This window comes from Candidatus Pantoea rara, from assembly GCF_051136265.1.
Lineage (GTDB): Bacteria > Pseudomonadota > Gammaproteobacteria > Enterobacterales > Enterobacteriaceae > Pantoea > Pantoea rara.
In genome coordinates, this window is record NZ_CP194942.1 from 3,536,899 (window position 1) to 3,550,149 (window position 13,251).

The 13,251-nt window shown below is 52.8% G+C and carries 11 protein-coding genes and 2 tRNA genes; all 13 read right to left on the reverse strand.

Annotated elements, in window-relative coordinates; translation table 11 throughout:
* Positions 1-20: 20 nt before the first annotated feature.
* Entirely contained in the window at positions 21-905 is an 885-nt protein-coding gene (gene nlpI, locus ACR8BF_RS16720) for a lipoprotein NlpI (protein ID WP_179897384.1), read from the reverse strand.
* Positions 906-1,034: 129 nt separating this feature from the next.
* Entirely contained in the window at positions 1,035-3,170 is a 2,136-nt protein-coding gene (gene pnp, locus ACR8BF_RS16725; protein WP_179897382.1) for a polyribonucleotide nucleotidyltransferase, read from the reverse strand.
* A gap of 310 nt (positions 3,171-3,480) precedes the next feature.
* Positions 3,481-3,750 carry a 30S ribosomal protein S15 gene (rpsO, locus tag ACR8BF_RS16730; RefSeq protein ID WP_003851063.1) on the reverse strand — a complete coding sequence of 90 codons (270 nt, stop codon included), beginning with the start codon at positions 3,748-3,750 and terminating at the stop codon, positions 3,481-3,483.
* Between the two features lie 131 nt (positions 3,751-3,881).
* Positions 3,882-4,826: a tRNA pseudouridine(55) synthase TruB gene (gene truB, locus ACR8BF_RS16735; protein ID WP_434745310.1), complete on the reverse strand. Its 945-nt coding sequence runs from the start codon at positions 4,824-4,826 to the stop codon at positions 3,882-3,884.
* Positions 4,826-5,233: a 30S ribosome-binding factor RbfA gene (gene rbfA, locus ACR8BF_RS16740; RefSeq protein ID WP_090963920.1), complete on the reverse strand. Its 408-nt coding sequence runs from the start codon at positions 5,231-5,233 to the stop codon at positions 4,826-4,828. The genes truB and rbfA overlap by 1 nt, the downstream gene beginning before the upstream one ends.
* Before the next feature lie 65 nt (positions 5,234-5,298).
* Entirely contained in the window at positions 5,299-7,992 is a 2,694-nt protein-coding gene (gene infB / locus ACR8BF_RS16745) for a translation initiation factor IF-2 (protein WP_179897378.1), read from the reverse strand.
* Between the two features lie 17 nt (positions 7,993-8,009).
* Complete coding sequence (gene nusA / locus ACR8BF_RS16750; protein WP_090963915.1) at positions 8,010-9,497, reverse strand: transcription termination factor NusA; 1,488 nt, start codon at positions 9,495-9,497, stop codon at positions 8,010-8,012.
* A 24-nt stretch (positions 9,498-9,521) separates the two neighbouring features.
* Positions 9,522-9,974, reverse strand: coding sequence for a ribosome maturation factor RimP (rimP, locus tag ACR8BF_RS16755; protein WP_010251795.1), 453 nt, complete (start codon positions 9,972-9,974; stop codon positions 9,522-9,524).
* 212 nt (positions 9,975-10,186) lie between these two features.
* Positions 10,187-10,263, reverse strand: a tRNA-Met gene (locus ACR8BF_RS16760).
* Between the two features lie 59 nt (positions 10,264-10,322).
* A tRNA-Leu gene (locus ACR8BF_RS16765) sits at positions 10,323-10,409 on the reverse strand.
* A gap of 37 nt (positions 10,410-10,446) precedes the next feature.
* Positions 10,447-10,785 carry a preprotein translocase subunit SecG gene (secG, locus tag ACR8BF_RS16770; protein WP_009092412.1) on the reverse strand — a complete coding sequence of 113 codons (339 nt, stop codon included), beginning with the start codon at positions 10,783-10,785 and terminating at the stop codon, positions 10,447-10,449.
* Positions 10,786-11,002: 217 nt separating this feature from the next.
* Positions 11,003-12,337: a phosphoglucosamine mutase gene (glmM, locus tag ACR8BF_RS16775; protein ID WP_434745311.1), complete on the reverse strand. Its 1,335-nt coding sequence runs from the start codon at positions 12,335-12,337 to the stop codon at positions 11,003-11,005.
* Positions 12,334-13,173 (reverse strand): dihydropteroate synthase, encoded by an 840-nt coding sequence (folP, locus tag ACR8BF_RS16780; RefSeq protein WP_434745312.1) that lies wholly within the window; start codon positions 13,171-13,173, stop codon positions 12,334-12,336. Before folP ends, glmM begins: the two co-directional genes overlap by 4 nt.
* Positions 13,174-13,251: the final 78 nt, after the last annotated feature.

Consider the following 13,251-nt stretch of genomic DNA (forward strand, 5'->3'; position numbering starts at 1 on the left):
AGGCAAATTAAGTTCGTCAGCTATTGCTGGTCAGATTCTGATAAATCGTCTTGTGCCTGGCCGAGTTGCGCCAGTTCCAACAATGCGTATCGGTGTTCAACAAAGTTATTGACGTTGTTGGCCACCGCCAGTTTGAACAACGCTTTCGCGTCGTCCTTCTCCCCCAGACTTAGGTAGTACTTACCTAAATAGAAGTTGGTTTCACTGAGATGTTCAGCGAGCGAGGTGTTATCCGTTGCGTCCGCCTTGAGACTTTCCATCAACGCTTTTTCGTTGATATCTCCAAGGTAGAACTCGACAATATTCCATCCCCATTGGTCTCTGACCGCTTTGTCGTGACGCTGTTGAAGCGCGACTTTTGCCTTGTCGACATCCATCTCACGTTCAACGAGATAGAGCCACAGACTGCGGAAAGGATCGTTAGGATCGTCTTGATAAAACGCCAGCAGATCATCTTGCGCTAACTTGTATCGACCGCCGTAATAGAGGGCGATACCACGGTTTAAATGCGCATAGTTGTAAGTTGGATCAAGCTCAAGTACAGAATCAAACGCTTCATAGGCGGCATCAAAGTTGCCCGCCTGCGTTAAATATATGCCTAAGTAGTTAAACACTTCGGGCATATCTGGTCTTATAGACAGCGCTTGCGAAAAATCGTTCCGCGCTAATGCCCGCAGACCTAAACTATCATACAACACTCCGCGCTCATATAACAGCTGTGCGCGTTCATCATCGGTGAGAGCGCGACTGGCAAGAATTTGTTCCATGCGCGCCAGTATCACTTCCTGCTGCAGTGTGGGCTGTAAAGGCACTGCAAGAACTTCGTTCTTACGCCAATTGGAGTTGCTGCATCCTGCCAGCGTCAAAGCTGTCGCAACAAAACACCAGCGCAGAAAAGGCTTCATTTCCCACTCCCGAATACAAACATTGGGATAACCATCCTGTCATCCGCCTGCTGTGCACAAGGATTCCCGCCCTCGCGATGATACAAACGCCCCTCTCCGCCAGGCAAAGAGGGGCAAATCAGCAACGTCTTACTCAGCTTCAGGCGTAATCACCGCGGCAGCTTCTTCAGTCTGCGGCTTAGATTCTGTCGCTTCTTTGATGCTCAGACGTACGCGGCCCTGGCGATCAACTTCCATCACCTTAACCGGCACTTCCTGACCCATCTGCAGATAGTCAGTCACTTTCTCAACGCGCTTATCAGCGATTTGTGAAATGTGAACCAGACCTTCCTTACCACCGCCGATAGCGACGAAGGCACCGAAGTCAACGATACGGGTCACTTTACCACTGTAAACGCGGCCCACTTCGATCTCTGCGGTAATCTCTTCGATACGACGAATCGCTTCTTTCGCTTTCAGACCATCGGTCGCTGCGATTTTCACGGTGCCGTCATCTTCAATTTCAATTGTTGTGCCGGTCTCTTCGGTCAGTGCACGAATCACTGAGCCGCCTTTACCGATCACATCTTTGATCTTGTCAGAGCTGATTTTGATGGTGTAGATGCGTGGAGCGAATTCAGAAATCTCGGTACGCGGCGTGCTGATAGCCTGTTCCATGACGCCCAGAATGTGCAGACGCGCACCCTTGGCCTGGTTCAGGGCTTCCTGCATGATTTCACGCGTGATGCCTTCGATTTTGATGTCCATCTGCAGCGCGGTGATACCTTCACGGCTACCCGCTACTTTGAAGTCCATGTCGCCGAGGTGATCTTCATCACCCAGAATGTCAGACAGAACCACAAACTTCTCATCTTCTTTTACCAGACCCATCGCGATACCCGCAACGGCAGCTTTGATTGGCACACCTGCATCCATCAATGCCAGTGAGGCACCGCAGACAGAGGCCATTGAAGAAGAGCCGTTAGATTCGGTAATTTCAGATACAACACGAATGGTGTAAGGGAAATCTTCCGCTTTTGGCATTACCGCTAACACGCCGCGCTTCGCCAGACGACCGTGACCAATCTCGCGACGCTTCGGCGAACCGACCATGCCAGTTTCGCCGACTGAGTATGGAGGGAAGTTGTAATGGAACAGGAAGCTGTCGGTACGTTCGCCCATCAGCTCATCCAGGTTCTGCGCATCGCGGGTTGTACCCAGCGTTGCCGTAACCAGTGCCTGCGTCTCACCACGGGTGAACAGTGATGAACCATGGGTACGTGGCAATACGCCAGTACGCACGTCCAGACCGCGGATCATATCTTTTTCACGGCCATCAATACGTGGCTCGCCATTCAGGATGCGGGTACGAACAACGGTTTTTTCGAGGCTATGCACGATATCGCCGATTTCTGAACCATCCAGCGTTTCATCTTCAGCCAGCAGAGCAGCAATGGTTTCGTCTTTAATGACGCCAACCTGCGTATAACGCTCCTGCTTGTCAGTGATGCGGTAAGCATCGCTGATGCGCGCTTCTGCCAGGGCAGCAACACGAGAAATCAGTGCGGTATTGGCGGCTTCTGGCTGCCAGTCCCAGCGTGGTTTGCCCGCTTCAGCAACCAGGGCATTGATGTTTTCGATAACGATCTGCTGTTGGTCGTGACCAAAGACCACGGCACCCAGCATCTGCTCTTCTGACAGGATCTCAGCTTCAGATTCAACCATCAGAACGGCATTCTGCGTACCGGCAACAACCAGATCCAGACGAGACTGTTTCAGCTCATCGGCAGTTGGGTTCAGAACGTATTGATCATTGATGTAACCTACGCGTGCAGAGCCAATCGGGCCATTGAACGGCAGACCAGAAAGTGCCAGCGCAGCAGAGGCACCAATCATTGCAACGATGTCAGGATGAACCTGTGGGTTTACAGAAACCACGGTTGCAATAACCTGAACTTCGTTAACAAAACCTTCCGGGAACAGCGGACGAATCGGGCGGTCAATCAGACGCGAAATCAGGGTTTCGCCTTCGCTTGGACGGCCTTCACGGCGGAAGAAGCTTCCCGGGATACGACCAGCAGCGTAAGTACGCTCCTGATAGTTTACGGTCAGCGGGAAGAAGTCCTGACCTGGTTTAGATTTTTTCTGACCTACAACAGTGACGAACACTGCAGTATCGTCCATGCTCACCATCACAGCGGCTGTCGCCTGGCGCGCCATCATGCCGGTTTCCAGCGTGACGGTATGTTGACCATATTGGAATTTGCGTACGATCGGATTCAGCAAAGTCAAAGTCCTTAACTTCGGGGCATGGCTATCTGTAGCCCGCCATTGATTACCAATCTTCAGTTGCATCCTCGCGACTAATGACAACCCTCGACCGCCTCTGCGGTAAAGCCTCTCATTAGCCGCGCGAAATTCTGCAAACTAAAGATCACACTAAGCAACAATACATCAGTTTGGACCGGATTGCTGCCGATTGCTCGAAAAAAGGGGCCATAAAGGCCCCCTCTTAAAGAAACTCGCACAAATCTGATCGTAAGCTGCACACTGTGCAAAAGCCCGCATAATGCCCCGACGATCAGATTCTTCAGACTTAGCGACGCAGACCGAGACTTTCGATCAGGCTGCTGTAGCGTGCAACGTCTTTACGCTTCAGGTAGTCCAGCAGCTTACGACGCTGAGATACCATGCGCAGCAGACCGCGGCGGCTGTGGTGGTCTTTTTTGTGCTCAGAGAAGTGACCCTGCAGATGGGTAATCTGCGCGGTCAACAGGGCAACCTGAACTTCAGTTGAACCGCTGTCGTTAGCACCACGGCCATATTTAGCAACGATCTCTGCTTTAGCTTCTACGCTTAGAGACATAATAAACTCCAGTAATAAATGAATGTATGGGTGCCGATCTCTAATTCAGCATCCCGCTTTAAAGCCGCGCTATTCTACTCTGCGCCCGATAGCAACGCAAATGCCCCATCAGCGAAAAGTGAACGCCCGGCTTAATCCTGATACTCAACCACTAAACGACGTGGCGCAAGACGGCCATCATCAGCGATTTCGGCCATGCCGATAAACTTACGCGCTTCGCCTTCCGATACCCTGACCAATCCCTGCGCAGGGGCATTACTGGCCTGTACCGGCTGACCCTGGCGGAAAAAATCTGCCACAGCTGGCGGGATATTCACCTCAGGGAAATCAGAGGCGGGGCTGTCCATCGGCAACAACAGCGGATCGAGCTGTGTCTCCAGTGGGATACCGCCTTCCGTCGCTTCCGTCAGCAGGGCGTTGAGCTGTTCCAGCGTCACCATCCTTTCATAGGGATAACGCGCAACCTGAACGCGACGCAGCATGATGACATGCGCTCCGCATCCCAGCTTTTCGCCCAGATCATCAATGATGGTACGGATATAGGTGCCTTTGGAGCAGTGAATTTCCAGCTCCAGCTCATTATCCTGCCAGCGAATAAACTGCAGCTCATAGACAGTAATTGGACGGGGTTCACGCTCAATTACGATGCCCTGACGCGCATATTCATATAGCGGGCGACCCTGGTGCTTCAGCGCCGAAAACATCGACGGCACCTGCAACGTTTCGCCACGGAAGCTCCCGAGGGCGCTGTCCAGATCGGCCTGACTGAAGCTGACCGGACGCGTCTGCACAATGTTGCCATCGGCGTCTGACGTGTCCGTACGTTCGCCCAGTCGGGCAATCACGCGGTAGCGTTTGTCGGAATCCAGCAGATACTGCGAAAACTTGGTCGCTTCACCCAGGCAGATCGGCAACATGCCGGTCGCCAGAGGATCAAGCGCGCCGGTATGACCTGCGCGATTGGCGTTAAAGATACGCTTCACTTTCTGCAGGACATCATTCGACGAGACGCCTTGTGGCTTATCCAGCAACAACACGCCATGGACGTCGCGACCGCGACGACGCGGACGACTCATTACGCCTCCTCGTCATCGCCCGTAGCGTCGGGGCCACGGCGCTCAGCATCGTTCTTCACGACGCTGGTGACGAGATTGGACATGCGCATCCCTTCCACTAACGAGTTGTCGTAGAAGAAGGTCAGCTCAGGCACGATACGCAGACGCATCGCTTTGCCCAGCAAAATACGGATATAACCTGACGCTTCTTTCAGCGCTTTCAGGCCATGTTTAATCGCTTCTTCATCTTTGTCGTTAAGGAAAGTAACGAACACTTTTGCGTAGGCGAGATCGCGTGACACTTCAACGCCGGATACGGTGACCATCATGCCAAGACGGGGATCTTTGATCTCACGTTGCAGGATCATCGCAATCTCTTTCTGCAGCTCTTGTGAAACGCGCTGCGGGCGACCAAATTCTTTCGCCATCATTATTTCTCCCAAATAATTCGGGAGGCCAGAGGCCTCCCAAATTGCAACACATCAGCAGTCTATTACTCGATGGTGCGTTTAATTTCGATGATTTCAAACACTTCGATCATATCGCCAACGCGAACGTCGTTGTAGTTCTTCACGCCGATACCGCACTCCATGCCGTTACGCACTTCGTTGACGTCATCTTTAAAGCGACGCAGAGATTCCAGCTCGCCTTCGTAAATCACCACGTTGTCACGCAGGACACGGATTGGATTGTGACGTTTGATGTTACCTTCCGTCACCATACAACCGGCAATCGCGCCAAACTTCGGTGATTTGAACACGTCACGCACTGCAGCCAGACCAATGATCTGCTGTTTGTACTCAGGTGCCAGCATACCGCTCATCGCCGCTTTAACTTCATCAATCAGGTTATAGATGACTGAGTAGTAACGCAGATCCAGGCTTTCAGCATCGATGACGCGACGCGCAGAGGCATCAGCACGGACGTTGAAGCCAATCAGGATGGCATTCGAGGCAGCGGCCAGCGTTGCGTCGGTTTCGGTAATCCCGCCAACACCTGAACCGACAATCTTCACCTTCACTTCGTCGGTGGAGAGTTTCAGCAGGGAGTCGGAGATCGCTTCCACAGAACCCTGAACGTCAGCTTTCATCACGATGTTCAGTTCAGAAACTTCGCCTTCGGTCATGTTAGCAAACATGTTCTCAAGCTTAGATTTCTGCTGGCGAGCCAGTTTAACTTCGCGGAATTTGCCCTGACGATAGAGCGCAACTTCACGTGCTTTCTTCTCGTCACGAACCACGGTCGCTTCATCACCTGCAGCCGGCACGCCGGACAGGCCCAGAATCTCAACCGGAATAGACGGACCCGCTTCCATGACTTCGCGACCCAGTTCGTCACGCATTGCACGAACACGGCCATATTCGAATCCACAAAGAACGATGTCGCCTTTGTTCAGTGTACCTTCACGTACCAGCACGGTTGCAACCGGACCACGACCTTTGTCGAGGAACGATTCGATGACCACGCCACTCGCCATACCTTCACGGATAGCAGTCAGTTCCAGTACTTCCGCCTGCAGCAAGATAGCGTTTAACAGGTCATCAATGCCGGTACCTGCTTTCGCAGAGACATTAACGAACATGTTTTCGCCGCCCCACTCTTCCGGAATGATTCCGTACTGAGTCAGTTCATTTTTAACACGATCCGGATCCGCTTCTGGCTTATCGCACTTGTTCACGGCAACCACAACCGGCACTTTAGCGGCTTTGGCGTGCTGAATAGCTTCGATGGTCTGTGGCATCACACCATCATCTGCTGCGACAACCAGGATAACGATGTCGGTCGCCTGCGCACCACGTGCACGCATCGCGGTAAACGCGGCGTGGCCCGGGGTATCCAGGAAGGTGACCATACCGGTGTCGGTTTCGACGTGGTAAGCACCGATGTGCTGAGTAATGCCGCCCGCTTCGCCAGAGGCGATTTTGGTGGAGCGGATATAGTCCAGCAGGGACGTTTTACCGTGGTCGACGTGACCCATGATGGTGACAACCGGAGCACGAGACTCCTGCGCCGCATCAGTATCACGATCGTCCATTACCGCTTCTTCCAGCTCATTCTCACGACGCAGGGTCACTTTGTGGCCCATCTCTTCGGCAACGAGCTGTGCAGTTTCCTGATCGATGACCTGGTTGATAGTCGCCATAGCGCCCATCTTCATCATCGCTTTGATGACCAGAGAACCTTTTACCGCCATTTTGTTAGCCAGTTCGGCTACGGTAATGGTTTCGCCAATCACAACATCGCGGTTAACGGCCTGCGCTGGCTTGTTGAAGCCCTGCTGCAGTGCGCTAGGTTTGCGATGCTTGCCGCCTTTACCGCCACGAACCTGCGCACGCGCTTCTTCACGGTCAGTTTTAGCTTCAGAATGTTTGTTGCCTTTTTTTGCCGGACGCGCAGCTTTAGCAGTTGTACGCGCACGCGCACGACCTGCTTCAACCTGACGGTCGTTTTCGTCTTCTGCCTGACGGGCATGGGTCGAAGTGGTGACGTGATAGTCGCCTTTATCCTCTTCTTCTGGCTTTTCCCATTCAGCTGATTTCTCTTCAGCCAGACGGCGGGCTTCTTCAGCTACGAGGCGGGCAGCCTCTTCCAGCTTACGGCGGGCTTCTTCTTCAGCTTTACGCTTCAGTTCGGCAGCTTCAGCTTCGCGACGGGCTTTGTCTGACTGCGCAGCCCTGGTCACTTCGTCGGTAGGTTGATTTGTCACTTTGTCATTTTCCGCTGCTGCACGTTTGGCCTTGTCAGCGGCTTCGCGCCTGGCTTTATCTTCGGCTTCACGTTGCGCTTTCTGTTCAGCTTCGCGACGGGCTTTTTCTTCAGCCTCGCGTTGCGCCTGCTCTTCCGCTTCACGCTGCGCCTCGGCTTCTGCTTCGGCCTGAGCTTGCTCAGACTCTGCATCACCTTTCACATAGGTACGCTTTTTGCGGACTTCAATTTGCACCGACTTACTTTTACCCCCGGTGCCTGGAATATTCAAGGTGCTGCGCGTTTTACGCTGCAGCGTCAGCTTAGCGGAACCGACCTGACCGTGTTCACGGTTCAGATGAGATAGTAAGGTTTCTTTCTCGTGCTGGGTCACCGCGTCATTTTCAGACTTAGGGATCCCCGCATCAGCAAATTGCTGTACCAGGCGATCGACCGGAGTCTGAATTTCTGCGGCCAGCGATTTTACGGTTACATCTGTCATGCTGTTCCTTCCTGTTATTACGCGTCATCGCCGAACCAGCAGATATTACGTGCGGCCATAATCAGCGCGCCGGCCTGTTCATCAGACATGCCTTCAATATCCGTCAGATCGTCAACACCTTGCTCAGCGAGATCTTCCAGCGTGCAAACGCCTTTCGACGCCAGGCGGAACGCCAGCGCACGATCGAGGCCTTCAAGATTCAGAAGATCCTCAGCGGGCTCCTGATTTCCAAGACTCTCTTCTTTCGCCAGGGCCAGGGTGGTTAACGCATTTTTTGCTCGTTCACGCAGGGCTTCAATGGTCTCTTCATCGAGACCGTCGACTTCCAGCAGCTCGTTGATTGGCACGTATGCCAGCTCTTCCAGCGAGGAGAAGCCCTCTTCCACCAGTACGGTGGCGAACTCTTCGTCGATGTCGAGATGTTTAGTGAACATATCGATCGCTGCATGGGCTTCAGCCTGATGCTTGGCCTGCAGATCATCGACGGTCATCACGTTCAGCTCCCAGCCACTTAGCTGCGAAGCGAGACGCACGTTTTGGCCGTTACGGCCGATCGCCTGAGCCAGATTGCCAGCTTCTACGGCGATATCCATGGTGTGATTATCTTCATCAACCACAATCGACGCCACATCGGCCGGAGCCATGGCGTTGATAACAAACTGCGCCGGGTTGTCGTCCCACAGCACGATATCGATACGCTCGCCGCCCAGTTCACTGGACACTGCCTGAACACGCGCGCCGCGCATACCCACACAGGCACCGACGGGATCGATACGTTTGTCGTTGGTTTTGACTGCAATTTTAGCGCGCGAACCCGGATCACGGGCAGCGGCTTTAATTTCAATCAGTTCTTCGCCAATTTCTGGCACTTCAATGCGGAATAGCTCAATCAGCATTTCCGGTTTGGAACGCGTCACGAACAGCTGCGCGCCACGCGCTTCCGGACGTACAGAGTAGAGTACGCCACGAATACGATCGCCTGGACGGAAGTTTTCGCGCGGCAGCATATCTTCGCGCATGATAACCGCTTCGGCGTTGCTGCCTAAATCGAGGGAAATATTGTCGCGATTAACTTTCTTCACCACGCCAGTAATAATTTCGCCTTCATGCTGACGGAACTGATCAACCACCATTGCGCGCTCAGCTTCGCGCACTTTTTGCACGATAACCTGCTTAGCGGTCTGGGTGGTGATACGGTCAAAGGTGACCGATTCAATCTGATCTTCGACATATTCGCCCAGATTGAATGCTTCATCTTCGAAGCGGGCCGCATCCAGCGTGATCTCGCGCGTCGGCTGTGTCACCTCATCAACGATTTCCCAGCGGCGGAAAGTATCGAAATCACCACTGCGGCGATCAATGCTGACGCGTACCTCGATTTCCTGCTCGTACTTTTTCTTGGTCGCAGTCGCCAGCGCGCTCTCCAGCGCTTCGAAGATTTTCTCACGCGGCAGGGCTTTTTCGTTAGAAACGGCTTCTACAACAGCTAAGATCTCTTTGTTCATCCTGGTTAGCCTCAATCCGGACTTTTAAAAGTGGGGGACCAGGTTCGCTTTCTGAATATTACTCAGTGCGAACACTTCATCGCTACCCTCAACGTGCACCGTGATCATCTCGCCATCAACTGACTTAATGGTTCCCTGCCATTTACGGCGGTTCTGAACGGCCATACGCAACACCAGACTCACTTCTTCACCCATAAAGCGGGTGTAGTGTTCTGCAGTGAACAGAGGACGATCGAGTCCCGGTGAAGAGACTTCAAGGTTGTAAGGTACAGTAATGGGATCTTCAACATCCATTACCGCACTTACCTGGTGGCTGACATCGGCGCAATCATCGACATTGATGCCATCTTCACTATCAATATAGATGCGCAGGATAGATGTGCGACTACGAACGAATTCAATTCCAACCAGTTCGTAACCCAGCGCTTCTACGGGAGCCGATACCAACTCTGTCAATTTTTGCTCTAATGTGGACAAGCCCACCCCCAAGACATAAAAAAAGGGCCTATAGCCCAGTATTACGATTCGCTAATAACAAAAAACCCCGAATATTCGGGGCTTTTAGTCACTGGACCCTGTATGCCGCGATGCGGCCCGGACTCCATCCTAAGAATTTTCTTTCAAAAAATAGCCGTGAATGCGTCCGTCGATGCATACAGTATATTTGAAAAAGAACTCAAAGGTAAAATTGGTTGCGGGGGCCGGATTTGAACCGACGACCTTCGGGTTATGAGCCCGACGAGCTACCAGGCTGCTCCACCCCGCGTCCGAAAACGTGGCGAATAATACGCCAGACCTGCATAAAATGCAAGTGATACTGCTATTTGGTACCGAGGACGGGACTTGAACCCGTAAGCCCAATCGGGCACTACCACCTCAAGGTAGCGTGTCTACCAATTCCACCACCACGGCACTGCACTGACCACAACGATTCGTTGTGCTGACGACCTTACTTAGGAATATCGCTGCCCGGAGTAACCGGTTGAGCTGGCTTTTCAGTCTGTTGAGAAGACTGCGCCGGCGCAGAAAGATTTTCCCACTCGCTTCCCTTCGACGCTTTATTGCTGTTCAGATTACCCAGAACCAGGCTGATGATGAAGAACAGTGCCGCTAAGATGCCAGTAGTACGCGTCAGAAAGTTACCTGAACCCGAAGAACCAAACACCGTACCGGATGCGCCTGCACCGAATGAGGCTCCCATATCAGCGCCTTTGCCTTGCTGCAGCATGATCATACCCACAAGGGCGATAGCTACAATAAGGAAAACAACTAAAAGAGCTTCGTACATATTCAACCTGTTCCTTGCACGATAATCGTACAGTTAAAGCTTCAACCAGTATTGATGGGGAGTCTCGTCATCACCCATCAGAAGCGGGTGTGAATACTAACCAAAGGCGCATATCTCTGCAAGTGCAATTTTTAGCAGCCAGACTGATTGCAGAAAAAAGCGCCATCCCGGTGATTTTACAGGCAGTTCAGCATCCTGCGAACCGCCTGTTATAAGCTTAAACGGCCTTGACCTGGTCGGCGATACGATTTGCCAGTTCCGTTACCTGCACCTCATTTTCACCTTCGACCATTACACGAATCAATGGCTCGGTTCCGGATTTACGCAGCAGAACGCGTCCACGACCCGCCAGGGCTTTTTCTACTTCGGCGGTGACAGTTTTTACTGCGTCGCTTTGCAGTGGATCATGCTCGCCCGCAAAGCGAACATTGACCAGAACCTGCGGCAGCATCTTCATACCGCTACAGAGATCGTGCAGGCTCATATGATTGCGTACCATTGCAGTGAGTACTTGCAAACTTGCAACAATACCGTCACCCGTGGTGGTTTTATCCAGCAGAATCACATGACCAGAGTTCTCCGCGCCGAGACGCCATCCCTTCTCCTGCATCTTCTCCAGCACATAGCGGTCACCCACTTTGGCGCGGGTAAAAGGAATGCCAAGTTGTTTCAGCGCTAACTCCAGTCCCATGTTACTCATCAGCGTACCCACTACGCCGCCGCGTAACTGTCCCTGACGCAATGCTTCGCGTGCAATGATATAGAGGATCTGGTCGCCATCCACTTTGTCGCCCAGATGGTCAATCATCATGATACGGTCGCCGTCGCCGTCGTAGGCCAGACCAATATCGGCTTTCTCGGCCAGCACACGCTGCTGCAGCAGTTTGAGATCGGTGGCACCGCATTCTTTGTTAATGTTCATGCCGTCTGGCTGGACACCGATAGCAATGACGGTTGCGCCCAGTTCTCGCAGAACATTCGGCGCAATGTGGTAAGTCGCACCATTGGCGCAGTCGACCACAATTTTCAGGCCGTTAAGATTCAGTTCGCTTGGGAAGGTTCCTTTGCAGAACTCAATGTAACGCCCTGCGGCATCGACAATACGGCTGGCACGGCCTAACTGCGCAGACTCAACGCAGGTAATCGGCTTTTCCATTTCCAGTTCAATCGCTTCTTCGACGTCATCAGGCAGTTTGGTGCCCTCGGAGGAGAAGAATTTAATCCCGTTATCGTCAAACGGATTGTGCGATGCGGAAATCACAATACCCGCCTCTGCGCGGAAGGTGCGGGTCAGATAGGCGATAGCGGGCGTTGGCATCGGGCCGGTAAATGCAGCTGTCAGGCCCGCCGCCGCAAGACCCGCTTCCAGCGCAGACTCCAGCATATAGCCAGAGATACGCGTATCTTTACCGATAATGATTTTCTTTGAACCGTGACGCGCCAGCACTTTACCTGCTGCCCAGCCCAGCTTCAGGACGAAATCGGGGGTGATAGGTGTTTCACCGACTTTGCCGCGAATGCCGTCTGTACCGAAATATTTACGATTACTCATGATACTCCTTTTGCTCTTCGGGTCGCTTCGACCACGCGCATCGCTTCGGCCGTTTCTTTTACGTCATGCGCGCGAATAATCTGCGCGCCCTGCATTGCAGCAATTACCGCGCAGCTAAGGCTGCCGGTTAAACGCTGTGACGGGCCGACATTTAACAGCTGGCCAATCATCGATTTACGCGACATTCCTACCAACAACGGCAGACCGAAGTGGTTAAAATCGCCCAGATGAGCCAGCAGTTCATAATTGTGGCTGAGATTTTTACCGAAACCGAAGCCCGGGTCGAGTATCAGCCGCTCTTTTTTAATTCCCGCCGCTTCACAGCGCGCAATCTGCTGCGCGAAGTAAGTGTCCACTTCGCTTAAAATGTTTTTGTAAACCGGTGCCTGCTGCATCGTGCGCGGTTCACCCTGCATATGCATCAAACAGACGGGAAGTCCGGTAGCGGCAGCAGCTTCCAGTGCACCTCGTTCAGAGAGTGAGCGAACGTCATTAATGATGTGAGTGCCCACTCGCGCGGCTTCACGAATGACTTCTGCTTTAGATGTATCGACTGAAATCCAGACTTCGAAACGCTGGGCGATGGCATCGATCACCGGAATTACCCGCTCCAGTTCCTCCTCCACACTCACTTCATCCGCGCCAGGTCGGGTTGATTCACCGCCCACATCGATGATGGTTGCGCCTGCGTTGACCATCTCATTGGTATGCGTCAGCGCATCGACCAGCGCGTTATGTTTGCCACCATCTGAAAAGGAGTCCGGCGTGACATTCAGAATGCCCATCACATGGGGAAAAGATAAATCGAGATGGGAATCACGGGCGAACAACTTCATGGTGAAAACTCCTTACTGATCAATATCCGGATGTAAAAAACCCCGGACCAGCCGGGGTTTTGTCTGACGATGTTGCGT